This window comes from Salinimicrobium xinjiangense DSM 19287 (assembly GCF_000423585.1).
GTDB classification, from domain to species: Bacteria; Bacteroidota; Bacteroidia; order Flavobacteriales; family Flavobacteriaceae; genus Salinimicrobium; species Salinimicrobium xinjiangense.
In genome coordinates this window covers 207,079-232,822 of sequence record NZ_AUIG01000002.1, presented here as the reverse complement: position 1 = coordinate 232,822, position 25,744 = coordinate 207,079, and the positions used below count along the sequence as shown (strand labels likewise).

Genomic DNA, 25,744 nt, shown 5'->3' with positions numbered 1-25,744 from the left:
ATTTATTTATTCCGAAGCAGGTTTGAAATTAGAAAAGACTCCCGGAATGGCCTTTTCGGGACCCCAGTTTATTTCCGGGGTTCTGAAGAAATTGATCTCCAACGCCCTTAAACGACTTCCGTGGTTGCCCAGTCTTTGCTTAAAGGATTCAAAATCCCTTTTTTCGCCGGAAGTCCACCCGACCTCTGCAACCGCTATGGCACGAGGCCAAAACCGGTTATCCATCATTTCATCGCTGAGTACGAATTCACTCCAAACAGGCGCTTCTACGCCTATTGAATTTGGATTGACCGACTTGAATGTGTAGACATTTTCTAGAGAAACTCCATCCTCTTTGCACCAGTTGAGGGTATTTGGCTGCCCCGGCACATTGGCATGATCCAGATAAAAGTTTGTACAAATTGATTCAATTATTTTTACATTAACAACAGGTTCTACTTCTCCATGCCATACCTGGCTAATAAAAGAGTCATCTACTACTGCCTTAGTTGCCTCTTCCCAACCTATGGCTGTTTTCCCATATCCACGTACTATAGAATCCGCTTTTACAACAAATTCTTCATATCGGGGATCTTTGATCTCATCTCCACCAATGTGTATCCATGGTCCTTTGGTAATTTCTGCTATTTCTCCAATAACATCAGATACGAAATTATAGATCTCCGGTTTTTCAAGACAAAACTTACTCCAGCCAACGTCGTAATCCTCAAAACCTTCGGGAGGTGTAGCCCGTATGGGAGTCAAATTTGTGTAGTCATCACAGTTAAGCTCGGGGTAAGCAGCAAGAGCTGCATATATATGACCCGGCATGTCTATCTCGGGAATAATAATAATATTACGTGCAAGGGCATAATCCTGAAGCTCTTTATATTCATCCTGACTTAAAAAACCTGCCCTTCCTCTTCTAACCGAAAATTGACTGCCAACTTCAGTGAGTTTAGGCCAGCCCTTAATTTCAATTCTCCAACCCTGGTCATCGCTAAGATGCAGATGCAGGCGGTTCATTTTGTAAAGGGCCATTCTGTCAACGTGGCGCTTGAGATAATCAAGACCAAAAAAGCTTCGGGCCACATCTACCATGGTTCCTCTCCAGGGAAATTCCGGTTGGTCTTCGATAAAAGTCTGCCGCAAAGAAACTCCGCTTTTTAGCTCTCCGTTTTCAATTTCGGCCGGAAACATTTGTCGAAGGGTCTGAATACCGTAAAAAAGTCCGGCTTTAGAAGCAGCTTTTATAACAACTCCTTCTCCTGTAATTTGTAATTGATAGCCTTCTTCACCAAGGGATTGCTCAAGGCTGACATCCTGTACCAGTCTCCAGTTTCCACAATCTCCCGAAGCATTTGATGAAACAACAAAACCTGCTTTAGAAAGCAAAGCCTGAAGCCACTGTGAGGCTTCTTTACCTTCGCCTGTATAGCAAACGTTATTTTGCTGCGGAATTACATAGTACTTATTTTCCCATTCTACCTTTGCCGGAAGCGGGATCAATGAAGGTTCACCGGATACTGCAACAGCTGGTGAAGTTTCTGTAGGATCTGTACTCCCACAGGAAAAAGTAAGGGTAGCAATAATCAGGAAACCAAAGCCTCTAAGATAATTTTTCATGATGACGTTTTTGAAGATTATAAGATCGGCTGAAGATTATAAATCTTTATAACGATCCTTATTACTAATTTTATCCATTTCAATAAGAAGGTTAGCTACCTGCTGCGTAACGGCTTCAAAATATTTCTTCCCCTTTTCTGCGGAAGCTTTTTTAGGATTTCCAATGCCCGTATCGGCCGATACCATCTTCCACTTTCGTTCAGACCATGCCCAACCTTCTCTTATAGCAGTAAGTCTGGATTTTTTTTCTTCTCCTTTTCCGGCTTCTTCCAGCGGAAGCACAAGATCTGGTCTTATATGCAGCATGAGACTGGTTTCCATTTCATCGGCATGATCTCCCGGTTCTTCGAAAAATTCTGTCCGGTCTACAGTCTGAAAAAAACTTGTGGTGACCAGGAGCATTTCAGGATACTTTGCTCCTACTTCTCTGAGCAAGGCTTTGAAATTATTTCCGCCGTGGCCGTTGAGTAGAAGTAGCTTATGAATACCCTGACGGTTAAGAACCTCCACGATATCATTAAGAATGGCAAGCTGTGTAGAAGGATAGAGATTCATACAAAGATCAACTTCTGCCTGACCTGTATTGACACCAAAGGGAACATTAGGAAGTACCAGTAACCTGGCACCGGTATCCCATGCTTTTTTGGCTGCTTCTGCAGCAATAGCCTCTATTTGAAAATTATCTGTAGCGTAAGGTAAATGAAAATTATGCGCTTCTGTTGCTCCCCAGGTGAGCACGGCCACTTCTGTTTGGTGTTCTTTTATTGATTTCCAGTTCGTTTCAGCAAGAATGTAAGGTCTCATGCCTTCCTGATTTTATGCCCCGCAAAGGCGTAATAAAAAATAAATAAATAGAGTGGAACGGCAACCCAGTAAGCGGCCTGTTTATCGATAACTTCTGCCAAACCTCCATAGGCCAGCGGAATAATAGCTCCCCCTGCAATACCCATGACCAGCAAGGAAGAGACAGCCTTCGTCAGCTTCCCTACATCTGCCAATGCTAAGGGCCAAATTGCTGGCCACATCAGCGAGTTCGCCAATCCTAAAAGGGCGATAAAAGCTACGGACACAAACCCTGAAGTAAAAATCGCTCCAACCGTAAATACCACTCCCAGGATAGCACATACTTTCAAGGCATTTTCCTGTTTTATATATTTCGGTATAGCCACAATACCTATCAAATAACCAACAATCATTGCTGCCATTGTACCGGTAGTAAAGCCTTTCGCTGTCTCAAAATCGAATCCCTGAAAAATTCCGTAATCAATAATGGTATCTACAGAAATTACCTCCACTCCAACGTATATAAAGAGAGTAACCACACCCAGGATCGCGTGTGGGTAATCTGTGATCTTTTTTGTTTCTTTCCCAAAAGCACCTGCATCCTCTTCATCTTCAGCCTCTACCTCCGGCAGACCGGATTTATATACCCATAAAGCCAAAGCAAGGAGCACTATAATGATGCCGATGTATGGAGGAATTACTCTTAATGCCACCTCATCCAGCGCCGCCTCATTGGTTGTTCCTGCAAGTTCTTCAGCTTTGTCGAGTTGCAGAAATAAACCAATTAAAATAGGAGCGGCTGCACCTGCAAGTTTATTGCAAATGCCCATGATGCTAATCCGTTTCGCGGCACTTTCTGCCGGTCCTACTATAGTTACATAAGGATTCACCGCAGTTTGCAGGATCGCCAGTCCACCTCCCATCACAAACAATCCTGCAAGAAAAATGAGGTATGTGCGGGACATCGCCGCAGGAATGAAAAGCAAGGCTCCTACCGCCATTACTCCCAAAGCGACAGACATTCCTTTTTTAAATCCGAAATGATTAAGTGTTCTGGTAGAAATAGGCGCCATGACCACATAGGCTATATAAAAAGCAAAGGTCACGAAATATGATTGGAAGGTCGTGAGCTGGCATGCGATCTTAAGGTAAGGAATGAGGAGGGCATTCAACCAGGTGACAAATCCAAATATAAAGAAAAGCGCCCCAATGATGATGATGGAACGGGTGGTATTGCCGGAATCTTTGCCAGTTGAAGTATTTGTATTCATAGTTGATTTAGCCATTTTGTAGTTTAAAAATTTGCCAGCTCAGGTTGATCAGCCAAAATAAGGGCTGCGGCTCCCAGCAAGGCAATATTGGGTGTATTGGAAGATTCGATAATGAGCTGCTCTCTCACTTTTTTAAAAGGAAAGCTGTCCATAGTATCTTGCATTGATTCTTCGAAAAACTCGAAAGCCTCACTTATGGACCCTCCTAAAAGAATGGCCTGGGGCGAGAGAATGTTCACTATAAGTTTAATGGCATTTCCCAAATGAACTCCATATTCCTTAAAAAGTTCTAAAGCTGCTTCATTTCCCTGCTTTGCCTGTTCGAATACATCGCTGCCTTTCATCCCGCGTTGCTGGAAAAATTTACCGCTGCAATAATCTTCAATGGTCTTGTCAAGGTATTGCAAATTGCCGAATTCTCCCGCACTGGAAAAAGCTCCCGAATAAAGTCTGTCATGTACAATAATACCACATCCAAAACCTGTTCCCAGAGTAATTCCTACCAGGTTTCTGAAGTTTTTCCCCTCTCCAAACATTTTTTCCCCAACAGCAAAAACGTTTGCGTCATTGGTTGTGCGAACAGGTTTACCAAAATGTTGCTCTAAATGTTCTTTTAGGCGGACTTCTTTTAAAGCTGGAATGTTGAGCAGGTCAAAGAGAATTCCATTCTCCTCATCAATGAGCCCGGGGACTCCAATCCCAATCCCAATAAAATCTGTTCCTGCCAGTTCTTCTATTCCGGCAGTTAATTCATCCAGTATCTGTTGCTTTGAAGCCTCGGAAGAGGTGGGGAATTCGGTCTCCCTGATCACTTGTGCATCCAGAACGATTCCAATTCGAGTCTTGGTCGCCCCTATGTCTACACCTACTACTTTTTTGTTCATATATGAGGATTTACAGCTATTAGCTGTGGTGTTTCTCCCCGTCCATTCCTGTTCTGCACTCCATTTTTCTCAAATATGATCGGAAGATATACAAAGTAGTTTTATTTTTTTATTTTATGCAAATACTTCTATAATTTTTTTATAGAAGTTATAAACATGGAAACGGCAGTAATGCATCGGGTTTTCAAACTGAGGCATCTGATTAAAATTTTCTTTTGAGCTTTTTAAAAAACTATATTTGTATCTTTTAAACAGAAAGTATTTTGCCGGGCAAAATACCCTTGAAACTGACACATGAAGAACATTCGGAATTTTTGCATCATTGCCCATATTGACCACGGAAAAAGCACTCTGGCCGACAGGCTGCTTGACGCCACAGGATCTGTCACAGATCGTGAGAAGCAGGAACAGCTGCTGGACAGTATGGATTTGGAGCGGGAAAGAGGTATTACCATCAAGAGCCATGCGATTCAAATGGATTATACCTACAAGGGAGAGCAATATATTCTGAACCTTATCGACACTCCGGGACACGTGGATTTCTCTTATGAGGTCTCGCGTTCCATTGCTGCCTGTGAAGGCGCTTTACTGGTGGTTGATGCCGCTCAAAGTATACAGGCACAGACGATTTCCAATCTTTACCTTGCGCTGGAAAATGACCTTGAGATCATTCCGGTATTAAACAAGGTGGATTTGCCAAGCGCAAATCCCGAAGAAGTTACAGATGATATTGTGGACCTTTTAGGCTGTGATGCTTCAGATGTTATTCCGGCAAGCGCCAAGACAGGACTTGGGATAGATGAGATCCTTGCGGCTATAATTGAAAGAATTCCGCCGCCAAGCGGGAAAGTGGATGCTCCTTTAAGAGCACTGATCTTTGATTCTGTATACAACCCTTTCCGCGGAGTGGAGACTTATTTCCGCGTGATCAATGGTTCCATTAAAAAAGGTCAGAACATCAAATTCGTAGCTACAGATAAGAATTATTTTGCCGATGAAGTTGGCACTTTAAGGCTGAAACAATTTCCAAGGCAGGAGATCAAAACCGGAGATGTGGGTTACCTCATCACCGGAATAAAAGAAGCCAAGGAAGTAAAGGTGGGTGATACTATTACCGATGCCAAAAATCCAACTACCGAAGCTGTACCCGGTTTTGAGGATGTAAAACCCATGGTTTTCGCCGGAATTTATCCTGTAGATACCGAAGATTACGAAGATCTGCGTTCTTCCATGGAAAAGCTGCAGCTTAATGATGCTTCGCTGGTCTTCATTCCGGAAAGTTCTGCCGCTCTTGGATTTGGTTTCCGCTGCGGATTTCTGGGAATGTTGCACCTGGAGATCATTCAGGAGCGTTTGGAAAGAGAATTCGATATGACCGTGATTACAACGGTACCTAACGTTTCCTACCACGCCTATACCCATAAAAACAAAGACCAGGTGATCCTGGTAAATAATCCTTCAGACCTACCCGAGCCTTCGAGCCTTGATAGGGTTGAAGAGCCATATATCAAAGCTTCTATCATTACAAAATCTGACTTTGTAGGTCCGGTGATGTCTCTCTGTATCGAAAAACGCGGACAGATCACTAATCAGACTTACTTAACTACAGACCGTGTTGAACTTTCATTTGACATGCCGCTTGCAGAGATCGTTTTTGATTTCTACGACCGTCTGAAAACAGTTTCTAAAGGTTATGCATCCTTTGACTACTCCCCTATTGGAATGCGTGCTTCTAAACTTGTAAAAGTAGACGTGCTGCTGAACGGTAACGTGGTAGATGCACTTTCTGCCCTCTTACACGTCGATAACGCCTATGACATTGGAAAGAAGATGTGTGAAAAGCTGAAGGAATTGATCCCCAGACAGCAATTCGATATTCCTATCCAGGCTGCAATTGGAGCGAAGATCATCGCCAGGGAGACGGTAAAAGCACTTCGTAAAGATGTTACCGCAAAATGTTACGGAGGAGATATTTCCCGTAAGAGAAAGCTGCTTGAAAAGCAGAAAAAAGGTAAAAAGAGAATGCGCCAGGTAGGAAACGTAGAGATTCCGCAGGAAGCATTTATGGCGGTATTAAAACTGAACGACTAATCTTTTAGGAAGCAAGAGTCACGGCTTTTATAACTAAAACACCTCTCAAAAATGATATTTTTGAGAGGTGTTTTAGTTTATAGCTTCTCTAGTGCTTCTGGTCTTCCTTTTCCGGTTCAAGAGCCTCCACTGCCTCATCGTAATTTTCCTGAGTTTCCCCTTTATTAATTTCTTTGGTGATCTTCTTTCCAAGATACACCAGTTTGGAGCCATCAGAGATCTGCACTTCTGCACTGTGAGAAGGAATGATCCTTAAATTTCCATCGGGGGATTTTACGAACAGGGGAATGATCTCGGGATCTGTTTTGGATATCTCCAGTAAGCCCTGATAATGTTCCCTGCTGTTAAGCCTGGTCTCGTGAATTTCGGCAAACTTACGGGCAACTTCAGTAAGTTTTATATAGTCGTCTGTATGGGAGAACAGACCTTCGGCAGGATTTATTTCAGGATCATTCATCTCATCTGAAGAGATAAGCCTAAAAGCTCCCTTCTCTCCAAACTGGCTTTGGAACTTCGTAATCGCAGTCTTGTTAATATCGCTGTTTCCGGTCATGGCCATGAGATAGCCTATGTCATTTAGCTCAATATTGTTCATGAGATCATCCTGATATACACTTCCTTCAATAGCTTCCAGACCCAAATCCTTTGCCTTGTGAACATTATCTGAGTTATTATCCACTAGCACAACATGTCTTCCGTTTTCGTGAAGGTATTTCCCAATGAGCCGGGAGCTGGAAGAGGCGCCAATAATGAGAATACCTTCAGCATTTTTTATGAACACTCCTACGAGTCGGGCAAAGATACGGGCGGTGGTGGCGTTAAGTAATACTGAGAACAGCACGATCATGAACACCAGCGGCGTGATGAATTCAGCACCGGGAACTCCTTCGCGCACCAGCTTTAATCCGAAGAGAGAGGCAATTCCTGCTGCCACTATACCTCTTGGGCCCACCCAGCTTATGAACAGTTTTTCATTCCACTTCAAACCTGAATTAATTGAGCTCAAAATCACTCCCAGAGGTCGCACAACCAGCATTACCACTCCGAACAATAACAAGGCTTTCCAGTTATAGATTAACATCAATTCACTGTACTCGATATTTGCTGCTAACAGAATGAAGAGAATGGAGATCAACAATACACTCAGGGATTCCTTGAAATATAACAGCTCCTTGATATTGGGAAGGTTTTGATTACCCATAACCATTCCCATAACCACTACAGCCAAAAGTCCGCTTTCATGCGCAAATATATCGGCAAGAACAAATACCCCTAATACTGTAGCAAGTATAAAGACATTCAACAGGTAATGAGGGATAAAATTCCGCTTAATTAACTGTGCCAGGATATGAGCAAAGGTAAATCCGAAGGTGAAACCAAATAGGAGGATCTTACCAAATTCTGTTAGTGCCGTACGGGTAAAATCCTGACCACCTTCTACCATAATGAATTCGTACATCAAAACGGCAATTAATGCTCCTATTGGATCAATTAAAATGCCCTCCCATTTGAGGATTGAGGACACATGTTTTTTGAGGGGAATATTTCGCAGAATAGGAGAAATCACTGTAGGCCCTGTAACTATTATAAGTGAAGAGAACAAAAAAGAAATTTGCCATGAAAACCCATATATGAAATGAGCAGCGAGACCGGCTCCAAAAAAGGTTACCACTACTCCCACACTAATCAATTTTACAATTACAGGACCTATATTTCCTACTTCGCTTTTGCGAAGGGTCAAACCGCCTTCAAAAAGTATAATTGCAATTGCAAGGGAAACAAAATAGAAGAGGCTTTCCCCGGGGAAAATCCCTGCTTCTCCGTTCCAGATAGGTTCAAGCCATTTAGAGCCGTCACTGGTGAGGAGGGTGGAAATTGGACCCACCAGTAAACCGATTAAAATAAGGGGAAGGATCGCAGGAGTCTTTGTTTTCCATGCCACCCACTGGGCAAGGATCCCTAAGATTACCAACCCGGCTAATTCAAGCATATTTTATTATTTAAGCTATTATTGACAGCAGCTACTCCTGCTGTAGGGGCTTAAATTACTAAAAACTTATTGAAGGGAAAGCTATATGCCTGTTTAAGGGTAAATGATGATCCTGCTTTTATCGAAAAAGTATTTTTCAAGCTTGGCAGGAATTGAGGGCAACACATTTTGAAAAGATTTAGATCCTTTTCTGGCAGAGACCAGAACTATGATATCTTCCTCCCGCATATCCCTGCCAAGGATAAGGAAATCCTGCCAGTCAGTAAAGCTTTTAAAGGAAACAGGAGTATCAGTTTTTAAAGTTTTCAACTCTTTTTTAATGGCCTGTTCTGTGGTTTCATTACAGTTAATAACGACGGGAACACTGAGCTCTTTAGAAAGTAAATCAATCTTTTTAAGCCAAAGTATAAATCCGGCTTCCTCTTCGGCTAAGGCGGGAGCAACTACAAAAATTCTTTTATGTGTAGCCAAAGGTTGTCCAAAATGGGTAATAAATGAGGTTTTATCATTGGCCGCTATAATCCGCTCCATCTTTTTCCCAATCAATTTATCCATGAGTCCTTTTTCTGAAGGCCATCCAAAAATGACCAGATCGGCAATGATTTCCCTGGCTTTTCTTGCAATTCCCTGTGCAACATTATGATCAATAGTTGCATGAATAGTGACTTCAGCTTCAGCAGCAGATGCCTGTGTCACAAACTCCTCCAGTTTATTAGTGGCCCGTGCTACATTGATTTCAGCTTCAGCATTATTAGGTACTACAGAGAGAATAGATATTGGATTGGGTGAGTTTTTATCCTTTACTAAAATGGCAAACTCCAGGAGCTTATCAAAATTGAGAATATTTGCTATTGGCAGAAGGATCGTTTCATTTTTAAAAGAATCGCTGTTCTTAACCTCAGAAGAAAGGTTCTTTTCAATTTCGGCCTTTAATTTTGTTGCTGCTCTTTGGGTCGCAAGGGTAGCTACAATGGATGTTACCAGAATAAGGATAATGGTTCCATTAAGAATATTTTCATCAATGATCCCCGCATTGAATCCTACGATGATCACGGCAAGAGTAGCCGCAGCGTGACCACTGCTTAATCCAAAGATCACTTTTCGCTGAGCGGCTGAATATTTAAAAGTAAGTTGTGTGAAGAATGAGGCCAGCCATTTTCCTAATACAGCTACCACACTTAATGTCGCGGCTACTATTAGCGCTGTGGGTCCGCTGAAAATTACACTTACATCCACAAGCATTCCTACACTGATGAGGAAGAAAGGAATGAACAGCGCATTTCCTATAAATTCAATCCGGTTCATTAAAGCTGAAGAATGTGGGATCAACCTGTTTAGGGCAAGTCCTGCAAGGAAAGCCCCAATGATAGGCTCTACTCCAGCCAACTCTGCCAGAAAAGCAGCAATAAAAACTACGGTAAGAACGAAAATATAATGAGAGTGCTTTTCATTTTCCATTTTGGTAAAAAACCACTTTGCAATTCTTGGAACCAGAAGGAACAATATGGCTGAAAATATAGTTAAAGAAATCACCAGTCTTTGCCAAAAGGCAGCATCAAGAGTACCTTCATGATTCCCCATTATCACGGCAAGTACAATAAGCACAGCAGTATCTGTGAGAATGGTTCCCCCTACAGTGATTGCTACAGCCTCGTTTTTTGAAACTTTGAGTTTACTCACAATAGGATAAGTAAGCAAGGTATGTGTTGCGAACATACTCGCTGTTAAAAAGCTCGCGTTGAAATCGTAGTTAAGAAGATAATAGCATACAGGGAATCCTATTCCCAGGGGAATGATAAAGGTAAAGAATCCAAACAGAAAACTCTTGTTCCGGTTAGCTTTAAACTGATTCATATCGAGCTCAAGACCCGCAATAAACATGATGTATAATAAACCGATTGTAGAGAAAAGATCAATGGCAGAATTCTGTTCCAGGATACCTATCCCAAAGGGTCCAATTAGGATTCCCGACACAATGAGAATAATAATTCCCGGAATATTCAATCTCCTCAATACAATTGGGGAAATCAAAATAATCAATAATATAAGGGAAAATACCAGCACCGGGTTGGTTAGTGGCAGTTCAAATTCATGCTTAACTATTTCCAGAAATTCTTCCATTGGTACTTTGTTGTTAAAAAAATAAAAATAACAGATATTCTCAGTGAAAAACAGAAATCCTTCAAAAAATGCTATTTTTAAGGGATTTTTGTGAAAATGTTCGCTTCAATAAGAACATGATATTATAAAAATTTTCTAATTTCTCCGCCCTTACGAATTGCCAAATATGAGCCCGGTAATTTTAAAAGGTCAATTTCTAATAAAAACACTTTCTATGGAAGAATTCAACATTCTCAATTTACTTATCATTCTGGTAGGAGCATGGGTTGGAGGTGCTGCCGCAAAAAGAATGGGATATCCCGCTATACTGGGAGAACTTGTAATAGGGATCATTCTTGGCCCTGCACTGTTGGGATTGCTGGAGACTTCCGAAATGATAAGTGTACTGGCCGAGGTTGGGATCATACTTCTAATGGTATACATTGGAATGGAGATCAATTTCAGGGATCTTGGAAAAGCCTCCTGGCCCGGTCTGCTTGCTGCGATAGGTGGATTTATTGTTCCTTTTGCTCTGGGATATTATACGATCATTTATTTTGGCGGGACCCAAATGGCAGCCATTTTCGTGGCTATAGCTGTGGGGGTTACCTCTCTGGCTACCAAAAGCCGGATCCTGGTTGATCTCAAGTTACTCAATACCCGAATCGCATATGTACTTATGGCAGGAGCTCTGATTTCTGATACTCTGGCTCTTATCATTTTTGCGGGTATGATGAGCTTCGTCGATGCAGGAAATATCGATACCCTGGGAATTATCTGGGTGGCAGGAAAAGCCATTCTCTTCTTTATCCTTACAGCCCTTGCGGGAATATATCTGCTTCCTTTACTGGGAAAACTTCTCAGCCGTGGTAAAATAAAGGACAGGACTCTTCACTTTACACTCATCCTCATAATTGTTTTTGGATTTGCAGAACTGGCAGAACTGGCAGGCTTACACAGCATACTTGGAGCTTTTATGGCGGGATTATTTATCAGGGATGGAGTATTTAACAGACAAATATCAAAAGAGATCAACGACATATTCCATGATGTTTCTATTGGCTTCCTTGCACCAATATTCTTTGTTTCTGCCGGATTCAACGTTACCCTTGAAATTTTTCAGACAGATCTCCTGATGTTGATCGCAGTTACTGTGGTGGCAATGGTGGGTAAGATTGGAGGGACTGCTCTTTTTTACCTCCCCAGTGGTTATGGATGGAGGGAAGGGATCACAGTAGGAACCGGGATGAATGGAAGAGGTGCTGTAGAAATAATTATTGCCGGTATTGGGTTGGAAATGGGCATCATTTCTCCTGAAATCTTTTCAATTCTGGTATTTATGGCCATCTTTACCACTCTTACAGTACCTTTATTTCTCACCTGGACAACCAACTGGCTTAGAAACAGGGGAGAACTTATACATCAGGAATCCCGTAAAGGTTTTCTCATCCTTGGAGCCAATCCCCTGGGGATATACCTTGCCAAACATCTTAAAGAAGAAAATGAAGTTACGATTGTGGATTCCAACCGTGATATGATTGATCTTGTTAAAAAAGAAGGACTGGAAGGAATATTGGGTAATATTCTAAAAGAAGAAACCATGGAAAAAGCAAAAGCCATTGATAAAGGAACTTTTATAGCTCTTACCGCCAATAGCGAAATAAACCTTTTGGCTGCACAATTGGCAAATGATTCTTTTTATGTTCCTAACAAGATCATTTTGATGGATCCAAAAGAATCGGGTGCCGGCGTGGACATGCTGGACCGGATCGATGCTTCATCTATGTTTGCCACCAAAACCAAACTTGATCCCTGGACATATAAAATTAGTCAGGGACAGGTCGAGGAAAAAGTAGTGACCATAGAAGAAGAGCTTTCCACCCGCAAATGGGTAAAAGACCAGAAGGAACTCGAGAAAGACATTCTCCCTTTACTTATTGTAAATCCTGAAGGTCATAAAAGGCCATTCCATTACCATGACAACATAAGCCCCGGAGAAAAAATAATATATTTACAGTAAAAATTCTGGAACCTCTTTAAGCATTAAAACTTTATGAAATTATATCCAATTGAATCCGGGAATTTTAAACTGGATGGAGGCGCCATGTTTGGTGTAGTTCCAAAATCCATCTGGAATAAGACAAATCCCGCAGATTCGAATAACATGATAGACATGGCCGCAACCTGCCTGTTAATAGAAGACGGGGACCGGCTTATTCTTATTGATACAGGAATGGGAAATAAACAAAGTGATAAATTCTTTGGATATTATTATCTCTGGGGAGATGATAATATTGATAACTCCCTGAAGAAACATGGTTTTACCAGAGATGATATTACCGATGTTTTTATGACACACCTGCACTTTGACCATTGCGGTGGCAGCATTCAGTGGAACAAGGACAGAACAGGTTATGAACCGGCATTTAAAAATGCAAGCTTCTGGAGCAACAAAGATCACTGGGAATGGGCAACAAATCCAAATGCCCGGGAAAAAGCATCTTTTCTTAAGGAGAACATCCTCCCTATGCAGGAAAGCGGACAATTGAAATTCATTGAAAGAACCGGTGCTGTCTGGCAGGAAACCTCCGAGCTTGATTTTGGAATTCTTTTTGTGGATGGTCATACAGATAAACAGATGATCCCACACATAAAATACAAGGAAAAAACTCTTGTTTTTGCAGCCGATCTTTTGCCTACTGCGGGACATCTACCTTTGCCGTTTGTTATGGGGTATGATACCCGCCCATTACTTACCTTAGACGAGAAAAAGATTTTCCTCGAAAAAGCTGCAAAAGAAAATTTCTATTTGTTTTTAGAACATGATGCCCATAATAAGGTGATAAGTGTAAAGGAAACAGAGAAAGGAGTACGATTAAATGAAGTGTTTGAATTTGATGAACTTTTTAATTAGAAAAATATGAAAATCCCTATTTACAGACCTCTGCTGGTGGCCGGTTTGGCCGCTGCTATGACAGGTTGCGGCAGTTCAGCCCCTGCTATAGTCTCTACGCCCATTGAAAATATTGATGAGATCCCCCTTAAGGTAAGAGATCTCACCGAAGTACAACTACAGGGCTGGGGAGGAGCCGACCTTGTTACCGACACCATTCCAGGAATGAGTGTACAGAAAGCTTATAATGAGATCATCAAGAATAATAAAGGTAAAAAGGTTATTGTAGCTGTTATTGACAGCGGTGTGGATATCGCACACGAAGACCTTGACGGAGTAATCTGGACCAATACAAAAGAAATTCCAAATAATGGAAAAGACGATGACAAAAATGGATATGTAGACGATATTCACGGTTGGAATTTCCTGGGTGACGCAGTGAAAGAAAACCTGGAATTCACAAGGATGCTTAAAAAACTCAGACCGAAGTTTAACGGAGTTCCGGCAGGCGCCGTAAAACCTGAAGATCGTGAGGAGTTCGAGCTGTATCAAAAAGCGAAAGCCGAATACGACAAAGAGTACAATGAAACCCTCGGGATGAAAAATCAATACGAGGGAATTGTACAACAGTTAAAAGTTTCACATGAAGCCGTTTCTTCACAATTGGGTAAAGAAGATTACAGCCTGGCAGAACTTCAAAAAATGCCAGCAACTTCAGAAGAAATGCAACAATATAAAGGCTTTCTAACCCAGGTAATGAGCAACGTGGAAGGAACCATTCCCGAAGCTATCACCCAGTTAGAAGAAGCCATAGAATATTTTGACGGCAGACTATCCTCTCATTTTAACCTCGATTTAGACGGCAGGGCAGTAGTAGGTGATGATGTGGATGATATTACAGATACCAATTATGGAAATAACAACGTTATGGGACCCACCGCGGACAAGGAGGATCTTAAACACGGAACTCATGTCGCAGGTATTATTGCGGCCGAAAGAAATAATAATATTGGGATCAACGGAGTTGCAAATAACGTGGAGATCATGGTGTTGAGAGCAGTCCCCGATGGAGATGAATATGATAAGGACATTGCCCTTGCTATTCGCTATGCGGTAGATAACGGAGCAAGTATTATAAACACCAGCTTCGGAAAATATTTCTCTACTCATCCAGAATGGGTGCGGGATGCCATTCGATATGCCGATGATAATGATGTACTGATCGTAAATGCTGCCGGAAACGAAGGACTCAATTTGGATCAGAAAGCAGTGTATCCTAATGACCAGGATCCGGTAAACTCTACAGAAATTGCAGATAATTTTCTAACCGTGGGAGCGCTTAATTACCGCTATGGATCGGGTCTTATTGCAGGATTCTCTAACTACGGAAAAACCAATGTTGATGTTTTTGCACCAGGTACAAAGATCTGGTCAACCACTCCAAATAATGAATACGAATATCTGCAGGGCACCTCGATGGCAGCACCTGCTGTTTCGGGAATTGCAGCAATGATACGTTCCTATTTTCCCAAACTCAGCGATGATCAGGTAAAAAGAGTGATAATGGAAAGCGGACTATCCAGTAATGCTACAGTTATTATTGGCGGGGACCCATCAAACACTAAAAAATTCAGAGAGCTATCTGTTTCCGGAAAAATGGCAAACTTGTATAACGCTTTAATAATGGCAGATAAAATTTCAAGATAAAAAATATGAAAAAAGGAATAATAGCATTGGCATTTCTTACATGCCTCGGCGTTAGCGCCCAAAACAACACCTCATACTGGCAACAGGAAGCTAATTACAAAATGTCTGTCGATATGAACGTGAATAATTTCCAGTATACCGGTGAGCAGGAACTGGAATATATCAATAATTCACCCGATACCCTGAAGAGAGTGTTTTTTCATCTTTTCTATAATGCTTTTCAACCGGGAAGTGAGATGGACATTCGTTCCCGTACTATTGCCGATCCAGATCCAAGAGTAGGAGACAGGATATCTAAACTTACCCCTGCCCAACAGGGCTATCTTAGGGTAAATTCGCTAACAATGAATGGAAAATCTCTCCAGTTTGAGGAAGTGGGAACTGTGCTGGAAGTAGACCTGGATGAACCTGTATTGCCGGGAGAGACAGTTAACTTCTCGATGAAATTTGCGGGTCAGGTACCGGAGCAAATTCGCCGCGCCGGAAGGAACAGCCGTGAAGGAGTAGCACTTTCCATGGTACAGTGGTATCCCAAAATGGCAGAATACGATTTCGAAGGCTGGCATGCCGATCCTTATATTGGACGGGAATGGCATGGCGTATGGGGAGATTATGATGTTAAAATAAATATTGATAAAAATTACATTTTAGGAGCCTCAGGTTTACTCCAGAATGCCAGTGAAATTGGTTACGGATATGAAGATGAAGGAGTGAAGGTGAACCGCAAAAAAGGTGATAAGCTCACCTGGCATTTTGTAGCCGAAGATGTTATTGATTTTGCATGGGCTGCAGATCCTGAATATATTCATGACAAACGTACTGCAGCGGATGGTACCGTGCTACACTTCCTTTACAAGAATAATCCGGAGATAAAGGAAAACTGGAAAAACCTTCAGCCAAAAACTGAGGAATTGCTATTATATTTTAATGAAAATATAGGGCCTTATCCATGGCCGCAGTATAGCGTGATTCAGGGAGGTGACGGCGGAATGGAATATGCCATGCTGACTCTTATTACCGGAGAAAGGAATTTTGGTAGTCTGGTGGGAGTAACCGCCCATGAATTGGCTCATGCATGGTTTCAGCATTTATTGGCAACCAATGAAAGTAAGCATGAATGGATGGATGAAGGGTTTACCAGTTATATTTCAGACCTGGCGATGAATGAGGTGATGAATGAAGGTAAGGAAAATCCTTTCACAGGATCCTACAGAAGCTATTTAAGACTGGCTAATTCGGGTGTGGAGCAACCGCAGACCACCCATGCGGACAGGTATAGCTATAACGCCGCCTACGGGGCTTCAGCTTATTCTAAAGGTGCTGTATTTCTGTCTCAGCTTGGATACATTATAGGAGAAGAAAACCTGAAGAAAACCATAAAAAGGTATTATGATGAATGGAAATTCAAACATCCTACGCCTAACGATTTCATAAGGGTAGCCGAAAAAGTTTCGGGAGCAGAGCTTGACTGGTACCTTACTGATTGGACCCAAACTACCAACAGAATAGACTACGGCATCCAGGCTGTTGAAGAGGAGGGCAATCAAGCCAGGGTTATCCTTCAAAGAATCGGGGAGATGCCAATGCCAATTGAACTGGAAGTCACTTATAAAGATGGTACAACAGAGGAGGTATATATTCCCCTGCAAATGATGCGTTGGGAGAAATCCGGTTTTAATGATAATCAGGTAAAAGAGGATTGGGCCTGGGCTTATCCCACCTATTCCTTTAGGCTTGAAAAACCAAAATCGCAGATTCAATCTATTGAAGTAGATCCAAGCCAGATGATGGCCGATGTGAACAGGGAGAATAATGTTTATCCTACAGAGCAACAAGAATAGGTTCCAAAAATGACATTTTTAAGCCCCTTCTTCCGGAGGGGCTTTTTTAATTTAAGTGATCGAACAAAGATTCTGGAAAACCAGCGAACCTGATTCTTTTTCCTGACAACGATAATATTAAATTACCAATACCCGGTAATTATCAATAATTTTACTTTATGGATCAGAGTTTCGGAAAAAAAGAAAAATTAAAAAGTAAGGTGATCATTGACCGGCTTTTTAAAGAAGGATATTCTCTTAAGAAATATCCTTTAAGGTTGATCTATATTCCGCTGGAGATAAATGCTGAAGCACGGAATAAAACAGCGGTCTCTGTCCCTAAAAGGAATTTTAAAAAAGCTGTTGAAAGGATTAAAATAAAGAGGCTCATGCGGGAAGCTTATAGAAAAAGTAAGTATCTTGTTTCCAGTAAACTAACGACTCCATACGCTTTGATGTTAGTATACACCGGCAGGGAAGTTCCCGAATACTCTAAAATATTCAGTGCTACCGAAGAACTGCTGAAAAATTTTGTGCAGCAAGAAAAAATGAAGGAACATGAAAAAATCAATCGCTAAAATTACGCTTCTCGCAGCCATTCCTGTGCTGTTCTTTACCAGTGTTGGCTTTAAATCAGATTTTTTTGAGATCGCTAAGCAGCTGGAAATATTCACCACCCTTTTTAAGGAACTCAACATGAATTATGTTGACGAGACCAATCCGGCAGAATTAATGGATACGGCTATCAATGCCATGCTTGAAGATCTTGATCCCTATACGCATTACTGGAATGAGCAGGAAGTGCAGGCAGCCCGTATAGACAATGCAGGAGAGTATACTGGAATTGGAGCTACAGTAGGAATAAAACCCGATAAGATTATCATTTTAGAGCCCTATAAAGATTATCCTGCAGACAAGGCCGGACTCAAGGCAGGGGATGAGATCATTAAAATTGGCAACATCAATGTAGCCGATTTTAGTGAAGATGCCGGAGAGCTTTTAAAAGGTGCTCCAAATTCTTCAATTGACCTGACCTACAAGCGCCGCGGAGAGATAAAAACTACCACACTCACCCGTGGTGCCGTAGAAATTAAAGCTGTTCCTTTTTTCAGGTTGCTCGATGATAAAACAGGGTATATAGTGCTATCCCAATTCAATAGAAATGCATCTGCAGAGACTGTGAAAGCTTTAAAGGAACTAAAAAGTGAAGGTGCTCAAAAGATAATTCTTGACCTAAGAGGAAATCCCGGAGGATTACTTTCTGAAGCCATAAATGTCACCAACATATTTGTTCCCGAAGGTGAATTAATTACCAGTACAAAATCGGCTGTTGAAAAATACAACCAGACCTTTTCAACTACCAGAAAACCTGTAGATACAGAAATTCCGCTGGTGGTATTAATCAACGGCAGGAGTGCATCTGCCAGCGAGATCGTGGCAGGCTCTCTGCAGGATCTTGACCGTGCAGTTGTAATTGGTGCCCGTAGCTTCGGAAAAGGCCTTGTACAGCGTCCTAAGGACCTTACTTATGGGACACAGCTTAAGGTAACAATTTCCCGTTATTATACCCCGAGTGGCCGTTGCATACAGGCACTCGATTATCGTAGCAGAGATGAGGAAGGAAATGCCCGTCGCATTACCTCGAAAGATTACAACGAGTTTAAAACCCGTAACGGAAGAAAAGTTTATGATGGTGGCGGAATTGCCCCGGATATAAATCTGGAAACTTCGGAATTTAGTAATATCACAAATGCCATTCTACAGGAAAATGCCATTTTTGATTATGCTACAAACTATTATTATTCACATGACTTGAAAACTCCTGAAGCCTTCAAATTTTCAGATCAGGATTATTCCGAATTTTTAAAATACCTGGAAACCACCGGATTCGAATTTAAAACCGAAACCGACAAAGAGTTGGAGGATGTAATGGATGCAGCAGAAAAAGAAGGTTATCAACAAACAATTACAGAAAATTTGAAAAGGCTTCAGGGCTCTTTAAATGCCTCGAAGCAGCAGGCACTGGTATCTAAAAAAGCGGAAATTAAAAGCCTTTTATCTGAGGAGATAATTAAGAGATATTTCTACAAAGAAGGCTTGTATGAATATTACACGAAAAACAATCCCGAGATCATAAAGGCTAAGGAGGTTCTCAATAACCAGAATGAATATAAAAAAATTCTGAAGGGTTAAGACCTTACCATAGCAATGTGGGGAATACCATCCTCCAGATAGCCTTCACCAACCTTTACAAATCCATGGCTTTCATAGAACCGGGTAAGATAGGTCTGGGCAGATAACTTTATTTTCCCGGTATGATAACTCTCTTCTATTGCTTTAATTGAAGCCTTGAGAATCACATGACCATAGCTCTTTTTTCTGGTTTCTTCTTTAACTACTACCCGCCCTATGGCAGCTTCAGAAAAATAAACACCGGGTGGAAAAAGTCGGGTATAGGCAACTAATTGATCCCCTTCAAAACCGAGTACATGAAGTGCTTTAGGATCTTTACCGTCAATATCCTGGTAAACACAATCCTGTTCAACTACAAATACTTCAGAGCGCAACTGTAATACCTGATATAGCTCATGCAGTTTCAGGTCTTCAAATCTTTTGACTTTGATCTCCATATTAACTGCAGGCAATCTTTTCCACTCTACGATTGTGACGCCCACCTGCGAATTCTGTGTCCAGGAAGGTTTTCACCATATCTATTGCCTGTTCCTTTGATGTATAGCGGGCAGGGATGCTTAAAACGTTAGCATCATTGTGTTCCCTTGCCAGGCTCGCAATTTCTTTATTCCAGCAAAGAGCAGACCGGACAGCCTGATGTTTGTTGGCAGTCATATTTGCACCATTACCGCTTCCACAAATAATAATTCCAAAATCAGATTTTTTTTCTTCTACATCCCTGGCTACAGGATGGACAAAATCGGGATAATCCACGCTGTCATCACTATCTGTTCCGTGATTTATCACTTCTATATTTCTGGACTTCAATAAATCTAGAACAGCAAACTTATATTCGGTACCGGCATGGTCATTACCTATAGATATTTTCATGATTTTGAGATTTTATTTCGCCTACAAAGGTAGAAATTCCCCTTATCAACTACTATTTACTCATTTGTTAATTAAATGTTACAATAGCTTTAAAATTAAGCTTTTATAAAAGTTGATGATTTGTTCATAAATGAAAGTAAAATTATCACAATGAAATTTGGAAAAGTGCGGGGAAATCCCAATACCAAAGATTTTACGAGATAATAAAATTTTAAGCCTATTAGTTTCGGAGAAGTTTTAAGCACCAATTTTTGAGTTCTAAACATTAAAATTATGTTAAGTTATCACAAATAGAAATTCACATTTCGTTATGAACAGTTGTTAAGAAAAATGAAAATTCTTTTAGAAATCAGGAGCTTAAAAGAATGATATCCTGTTCATAAAATGTTGCCGGAATAATTAACTATTATCATCCAAAAAAATCTCCAAAAAGTTATGCTACATATCAACAGACTATAATACATCAACATTTAATTTTTTAAAAAAGAAAGAAAAAGAAGTATATATAATATGTGTTAACAACTAAACAATTTTAAGTGGGGAAGAAGAATTGTTATTGAAGTCATTTATGATCTCCAGGGCTCTCGACTGGTCCAGGAGATGAACCTTAAGATGAATCCCTCCCAACGCATTTGAATAGAACGAGAAGACACCTATCATAGTTTCATTCTGGAAGAAATGCTGTATAGCTTCCTGCTCCAGTAAAAGTTTAAGTACGGAATATTCATGGGGGTAAGTGAAAACAGCAATGGTAACAAAATCTTTCATAGCGATGAGTTGCTATTAAAGATACCATTTTTTCTTGTAAAGCTATTCTGTTTGTTCTTCAGGAAAGGTGGTAGGTTCAGGATAGTCAAGAGAGTGATTAATGGAAGCTACAAAACTTAAAACCCCCACTACAAAAATCAGAATAAAAATGAGTGTAATTTTAGTCGATTTGCTCATAATCAGATAATTCTGCTTATTAGAACTACAGAACAAATTTAATATAATTTTAAGATAATTAACAGAATAATGTTAATATTTCATTTCTATAGTATTAAGTTTTTGGTTTCTCTAAGAGGTAATTGAGGGAAAATGGCTTAATTTCAGGTGGATGTAAATAATAAGACTTAATTTTATCGCATAATATTTGAAATGAGTAGAAACAATAAGAAAAGTAAAACGGCTAATCAGGAAAGCATGACCCAAAATATTTTGGGAATAATGAGGAAAGAGCCGGGAAAAGAATTCAATTATAAACAGATCGCGGCAAAAATGGGGGTAGATGATCCCTCGAATCGTAATAAGATCATTAGAACCTTATCACAACTGGCTGCGAAAAAGAAAATCGAAGAAATTGACAGGGGTAAATTCCGTTTAAATGCCGGAGTGGATTATTATACAGGTACTTTGGATATGACGGCTAAAGGAAGCGGTTATGTAGTTGTTGAGGAACTTAATGAAGATGTCTTTATACCTTCAGGAAATATCAACAAAGCTCTTGATGGAGATAAAGTAGAGATCTATATCTACAAACGACGTCGTAACAAGAAATCTGAGGGAGAAATTACGAAGGTCATTGAGAGAAAGAAAACCCGTTTCGTGGGTGTACTTCAACTTCAGGAAAACTTCGGATTTGTTGCCATTCCCGATGGAAAGATGTATACCGATATTTTTGTTCAGAAGAACAAAATAGGGGAAGCTAAAAATGGGGATAAAGTGGTTGTGGAAATGGAAGAATGGCCTGAAAAAGCCGATTCCCCATTTGGTCGCATTGTTCAGGTACTCGGTACTCCCGGAGAGCATCAAACCGAAATACATTCCATTCTCGCCCAGTATGGTCTCCCCCATGAATTTCCCGAAGAAGTGGAAGCTTTTGCACAGGGTATTGATACCAGTATCGGGGAAGAAGAAATAAATAATCGCAGGGATATGCGGGAGGTGCTTACCTTCACCATAGATCCCAAAGATGCTAAGGATTTTGATGATGCCTTAAGTTTCCGGGAACTCGATAATGGTAATTATGAAATTGGTATTCATATTGCCGATGTTTCGCATTACGTAAAACCGGGAACTATATTGGATGAGGAGGCATTTAACAGGGCTACTTCGGTTTACCTTGTTGACAGAGTAGTTCCAATGTTACCTGAGATCCTTTCAAATAATGCATGTTCACTGAGACCGAATGAAGAAAAATTTACCTTTTCTGCCGTTTTTGAATTGACTGATAAAGGAGAGGTTAAAAATCAGTGGTTTGGAAGGACTGTTACCTATTCTGATGCACGTTTTGCCTATGAGGAAGCCCAGTACATAATTGAAACCACCGGAGGCAATATTCCCGCCGATATTTCCCTAACCGGAGAATCTTACCTCGTAGATGATACTATTGTTTCTGCTGTGATCAAAATGAACCAGATGGCAGAAATTATGCGAAAGAAAAGAATGGGGGATGGTGCTATTTCCTTTGACAAGGTTGAAGTGAAATTTGAACTGGATGAAAAAAATGATCCTGTAGGCGTATTTTTCAAAACTTCAAAAGAGGCTAATAAACTCATTGAAGAATTCATGTTGCTGGCCAACAAGAAAGTAGCAGAATTTATAGGGAAACAAAAGCCCAGGAAAACTTTTGTTTACAGGTGCCACGACGAACCAGATGATGAAAAACTCGCTGCTTTGCAATCTCTTGTGAGTAAGTTTGGACACAAATTGAACCTGAAAGATCAAAAGCAGATAAGTAAATCTTTAAATAGTCTTCTTGAAACTGTACAGGGTAAGAAGGAACAAAATCTAATAGATACGCTTACCATCAGGACGATGAGCAAAGCTTATTACAGTACAGAGAACATTGGACATTACGGGCTTGCCTTTAGTCATTATTCCCACTTTACCTCCCCAATAAGGAGGTATCCCGATGTGATGGTACACAGGCTGCTTCAGCATTATCTGGAAAACGGTAAATCGGCTTCCGAAGAAGAATATGAAGGTAAATGTCAGCACAGCAGTAATATGGAAGGTCTGGCAACCAACGCGGAGAGAGATTCGATAAAATATATGCAGATTAAATTTATGCAGGATCACAATGATGAGGAATTTTTAGGCGTTATATCCGGCGTAACCGAATGGGGTATTTACGTGGAGATAATTGCAAATAAATGTGAAGGTATGGTAAGACTGCGGGATATAAGAGTGGATCATTTTGATTTTGATCCAGATCAATATGCTATCATAGGCCGTAAAACCGGTAAGGTTTTTCAATTAGGTGATGAAGTCTATGTAACTGTGAAAAATGCTGACCTGGTAAAAAGACATCTTGATTTTAATTTAGTGGGATCAAAGGAAGAAGTTGAAAATGAAGCCTGATAATATATTTATAGTTCCTTTCTTTTTGTTGTTCCTTACATTTTCTGTGGGAGCACAGGATGTTAATGAATCCCTTGAACATTTTACTGAACTAAAAGTATTTAATGGGCTTGAAGTTGAAGTAGTTCCATCTAAAGAAAACAGGATAGAAATTACCGGACACAGCAAAAACGAAGTAAAATTCAATATTGTTGATAATCGACTTGAAGTTCGTCTTAAACTGAGTAATCTGTGGTCACAAGACAACACCCGTATAAGGATCTACGGCAAATCTCTGGAAGTTATTGATGCTAACCAGGCCTCTGTTGTAGAAGTAACTGGTCTTTTAGAAGGCGAAGTGCTTACATTTAGGGCACAGGAGGGTGCAAATATAATTGCGAGGGTGAACAGCCTTAAAATCAGCTCAAAAGTAGTTACAAAGGGAAAAATAAAGCTTGAGGGCAAGACTGAAGAACAAACTGTTGAAATTAATACAGGTGGACATTACTACGGAAAAGATCTTCGTACTCAACATACAGAAATAAGTACAGGAACTGCCGGAAGAGGAGAGGTGAATGCTACTGAATATGTAAAGGCTTCGGCTAGTCTTGGCGGTACGGTTGAAATTTTTGGAAGACCAAAGGAAGTAGATACTAAAACCAGCCTGGGAGGTAGAATTTTCTAAGTGAAGTAAAATTCTATCTTTGTGTTTTTAAAAGATCTGAATGTTTCAGGATATACTGGCTGCTATACCTTTAGGATTTTTTCTCGCTTTTTTATTAGGGCCCGTATTTTTCGTATTACTCGAAACAGCTGCTATTAAAGGCTTTAGGGCGGCAATTTCCTTTGATGTAGGAGTGATATTTGCCGATATCATTTTTCTCCTTATTGCTTATTTAAGTACTACCAAACTTCTTAACAGCATAAAGGATGATCCTGCACTTTTCATCTTTGGGGGAGGCATTCTGGTTACTTACGGGATCATTCAGTTTGTACAAAACAAAAGGGTGCTGCAACATGAAGAGGTTCCCGAAATTCAGAAGCTCAACAAAAGAGACTACTTAGGTCTTGCTGCCAAGGGATTCCTGCTCAATTTTATTAATATTGGAGTACTTGGTTTCTGGCTGGGACTTATTATCGTTTTTGGACCTCAATTGGAAATGGAAACTGACAGAATGGTAATTTTCTTTGGTTCGGTGCTGGGAACTTACCTGATAATTGACATTTTTAAGATCCTTGCGGCCAAAAAGCTGAATCAAAAGCTTACCCCGGGGCGTATATACAATGTAAAAAAGGCAATAAGTATTCTCCTTATAATTTTCGGAATATTCCTGGTTGCACAAGGTCTAATTCCACAGGAAATTAATCAGATACAGAATCAAATCGACAATATTACTCCGGAATCTGGTGCTTATATCCAGTACTTTGAATAGTGTGTTAGTTAATTGTTATTTGTGAATTGTTAATGGTAACCGGTAAAATGGTGAAATGCCTTACCTAAAGATCTTTAAACATTCAGAAAATTAAATTATCAGGCATTCAAAAATGTCATTTTTGAAAGTCTTTTCTGCAGAAGAAAGACTGTCTTTTTAATTCCCTTGCGTGTGATTGGTGGATTCCGGATGTGGAGGAAATAAGAATTTTGAATCCTGAATTTTAAATTTTGAATAAAAAAATAGCTCCCTGGAAAAGGAGCTATTTTTTGGAGGCATCGAGCGGATTCGAACCGCTGTACAAGCTTTTGCAGAGCTCTGCCTAGCCACTCGGCCACGATGCCGTTATTCTTACGGAAGGCAAATGTAATAAAATTTCTCTTTTTGAGGCTATGCTTTTGCAGGTCCCGGAGAATTAACAAAATTTTACCTGTTTTTACTCCGTTTAACGCGCACCATAGCGACATTTCCTCCGATAGGAGGATTGATCTTTGACACTTCTACCGTTACCTTTTGAACAATCAGAAGTTCATTCATAACCCGGTTCAAAATTCTTTCAGCAACTGTTTCCAAAAGTTTTGAGCGGATGGCCATCTCCTCCTTTACAATTTTGTTCAGGTGCACGTAATCAATAGTATCTTTTAAAGCGTCTGTCTTTGCCGAAAGTGAGAGGTCTCCTTTTACAGTAAGATCAACTCTGTAATCACTGCCAATCTGCCCTTCTTCCTCCAGGCAGCCGTGATAGGCAAAGACCTTAATATTTCTCAGTTTTATACTTCCCAA

General features: G+C 40.5%; 21 protein-coding genes and 1 tRNA gene. 10 read left to right on the top strand and 12 right to left on the bottom strand.

The genetic code is table 11. From position 1 onward, the window contains the following. Positions 1-6: 6 nt before the first annotated feature. From G564_RS18465 to G564_RS18460, 4 genes are read right to left on the bottom strand one after another with little or no spacing between them, the layout of a single operon-like run. Entirely contained in the window at positions 7-1,605 is a 1,599-nt protein-coding gene (locus G564_RS18465; RefSeq protein WP_051205280.1) for a beta-N-acetylhexosaminidase, read from the bottom strand. Positions 1,606-1,641: 36 nt separating this feature from the next. Continuing rightward, the gene (locus G564_RS0103255; RefSeq protein WP_029036397.1) at positions 1,642-2,409 is read right to left on the bottom strand and encodes a creatininase family protein; all 768 of its coding nucleotides are present in this window, start codon (positions 2,407-2,409) and stop codon (positions 1,642-1,644) included. Next, the gene (locus G564_RS0103250) at positions 2,406-3,674 is read right to left on the bottom strand and encodes a sugar MFS transporter (RefSeq protein ID WP_029036396.1); all 1,269 of its coding nucleotides are present in this window, start codon (positions 3,672-3,674) and stop codon (positions 2,406-2,408) included. Before G564_RS0103250 ends, G564_RS0103255 begins: the two co-directional genes overlap by 4 nt. 8 nt (positions 3,675-3,682) lie before the next feature. Further along, complete coding sequence (locus G564_RS18460; RefSeq protein WP_037373384.1) at positions 3,683-4,543, bottom strand: ROK family protein; 861 nt, start codon at positions 4,541-4,543, stop codon at positions 3,683-3,685. Between the two features lie 294 nt (positions 4,544-4,837). On the opposite strand from G564_RS18460, the gene lepA reads away from it, so the two are divergent. Further along, the gene (gene lepA, locus G564_RS0103240) at positions 4,838-6,634 is read left to right on the top strand and encodes a translation elongation factor 4 (RefSeq protein WP_029036395.1); all 1,797 of its coding nucleotides are present in this window, start codon (positions 4,838-4,840) and stop codon (positions 6,632-6,634) included. Positions 6,635-6,722: 88 nt separating this feature from the next. On the opposite strand, the gene G564_RS0103235 is transcribed toward lepA, so the two are convergent. Both G564_RS0103235 and G564_RS0103230 read right to left on the bottom strand, forming a co-directional pair. Continuing rightward, positions 6,723-8,624 (bottom strand): cation:proton antiporter, encoded by a 1,902-nt coding sequence (locus G564_RS0103235; protein WP_029036394.1) that lies wholly within the window; start codon positions 8,622-8,624, stop codon positions 6,723-6,725. 93 nt (positions 8,625-8,717) lie between these two features. Then, entirely contained in the window at positions 8,718-10,745 is a 2,028-nt protein-coding gene (locus G564_RS0103230) for a cation:proton antiporter (protein ID WP_029036393.1), read from the bottom strand. Positions 10,746-10,959: 214 nt separating this feature from the next. Between G564_RS0103230 and G564_RS18455 the strand changes: the two genes are divergently transcribed. From G564_RS18455 to G564_RS0103200, 6 genes are all read left to right on the top strand, one after another. Continuing rightward, on the top strand, positions 10,960-12,744 hold the full coding sequence (locus G564_RS18455; RefSeq protein ID WP_169578107.1) for a cation:proton antiporter: 1,785 nt from the start codon (positions 10,960-10,962) through the stop codon (positions 12,742-12,744). A 33-nt stretch (positions 12,745-12,777) separates the two neighbouring features. Next, a complete protein-coding gene (locus G564_RS0103220; RefSeq protein WP_029036392.1) occupies positions 12,778-13,638 on the top strand; it encodes an MBL fold metallo-hydrolase in 861 nt (286 codons plus the stop codon). A gap of 6 nt (positions 13,639-13,644) precedes the next feature. Beyond that, positions 13,645-15,324, top strand: a complete 1,680-nt coding sequence (locus G564_RS0103215; RefSeq protein ID WP_029036391.1) for a S8 family peptidase — start codon at positions 13,645-13,647, stop codon at positions 15,322-15,324. Between the two features lie 5 nt (positions 15,325-15,329). Continuing rightward, the gene (locus G564_RS0103210) at positions 15,330-17,165 is read left to right on the top strand and encodes a M1 family metallopeptidase (RefSeq protein ID WP_029036390.1); all 1,836 of its coding nucleotides are present in this window, start codon (positions 15,330-15,332) and stop codon (positions 17,163-17,165) included. A gap of 158 nt (positions 17,166-17,323) precedes the next feature. After that, entirely contained in the window at positions 17,324-17,722 is a 399-nt protein-coding gene (locus G564_RS0103205; RefSeq protein ID WP_029036389.1) for a ribonuclease P protein component, read from the top strand. Further along, positions 17,703-19,337: a S41 family peptidase gene (locus G564_RS0103200; RefSeq protein ID WP_029036388.1), complete on the top strand. Its 1,635-nt coding sequence runs from the start codon at positions 17,703-17,705 to the stop codon at positions 19,335-19,337. The genes G564_RS0103205 and G564_RS0103200 overlap by 20 nt, the downstream gene beginning before the upstream one ends. Here the strand turns inward: G564_RS0103200 and G564_RS0103195 are convergent. The 4 genes from G564_RS0103195 to G564_RS20770 all read right to left on the bottom strand — a co-directional run bounded on the left by G564_RS0103195 (position 19,334) and on the right by G564_RS20770 (position 21,152). Further along, the gene (locus G564_RS0103195; protein WP_029036387.1) at positions 19,334-19,774 is read right to left on the bottom strand and encodes a GNAT family N-acetyltransferase; all 441 of its coding nucleotides are present in this window, start codon (positions 19,772-19,774) and stop codon (positions 19,334-19,336) included. The two genes, G564_RS0103200 and G564_RS0103195, sit on opposite strands and share 4 nt — an antisense overlap. Position 19,775: 1 nt before the next feature. After that, positions 19,776-20,207, bottom strand: coding sequence for a ribose 5-phosphate isomerase B (gene rpiB, locus G564_RS0103190; RefSeq protein WP_029036386.1), 432 nt, complete (start codon positions 20,205-20,207; stop codon positions 19,776-19,778). 522 nt (positions 20,208-20,729) lie between these two features. Next, the gene (locus G564_RS0103180) at positions 20,730-20,975 is read right to left on the bottom strand and encodes a hypothetical protein (protein ID WP_029036385.1); all 246 of its coding nucleotides are present in this window, start codon (positions 20,973-20,975) and stop codon (positions 20,730-20,732) included. 42 nt (positions 20,976-21,017) lie between these two features. Then, positions 21,018-21,152: a hypothetical protein gene (locus G564_RS20770; RefSeq protein WP_262504831.1), complete on the bottom strand. Its 135-nt coding sequence runs from the start codon at positions 21,150-21,152 to the stop codon at positions 21,018-21,020. A gap of 192 nt (positions 21,153-21,344) precedes the next feature. On the opposite strand from G564_RS20770, the gene rnr reads away from it, so the two are divergent. The 3 genes from rnr to G564_RS0103160 are packed head-to-tail and all read left to right on the top strand — an operon-like array spanning position 21,345 to position 24,961. Continuing rightward, entirely contained in the window at positions 21,345-23,549 is a 2,205-nt protein-coding gene (rnr, locus tag G564_RS0103170; RefSeq protein ID WP_029036384.1) for a ribonuclease R, read from the top strand. Continuing rightward, the gene (locus G564_RS0103165) at positions 23,539-24,213 is read left to right on the top strand and encodes a head GIN domain-containing protein (protein WP_029036383.1); all 675 of its coding nucleotides are present in this window, start codon (positions 23,539-23,541) and stop codon (positions 24,211-24,213) included. The genes rnr and G564_RS0103165 overlap by 11 nt, the downstream gene beginning before the upstream one ends. Before the next feature lie 40 nt (positions 24,214-24,253). Next, positions 24,254-24,961, top strand: coding sequence for a LysE family translocator (locus G564_RS0103160; RefSeq protein ID WP_029036382.1), 708 nt, complete (start codon positions 24,254-24,256; stop codon positions 24,959-24,961). A 270-nt stretch (positions 24,962-25,231) separates the two neighbouring features. Here G564_RS0103160 and G564_RS0103155 read toward each other — a convergent pair. Together G564_RS0103155 and folB are read right to left on the bottom strand one after the other, a co-directional pair. Then, positions 25,232-25,305: transfer RNA gene (locus tag G564_RS0103155), tRNA-Cys, on the bottom strand. Between the two features lie 82 nt (positions 25,306-25,387). Next, the gene (gene folB / locus G564_RS0103150; RefSeq protein WP_029036381.1) at positions 25,388-25,744 is read right to left on the bottom strand and encodes a dihydroneopterin aldolase; all 357 of its coding nucleotides are present in this window, start codon (positions 25,742-25,744) and stop codon (positions 25,388-25,390) included.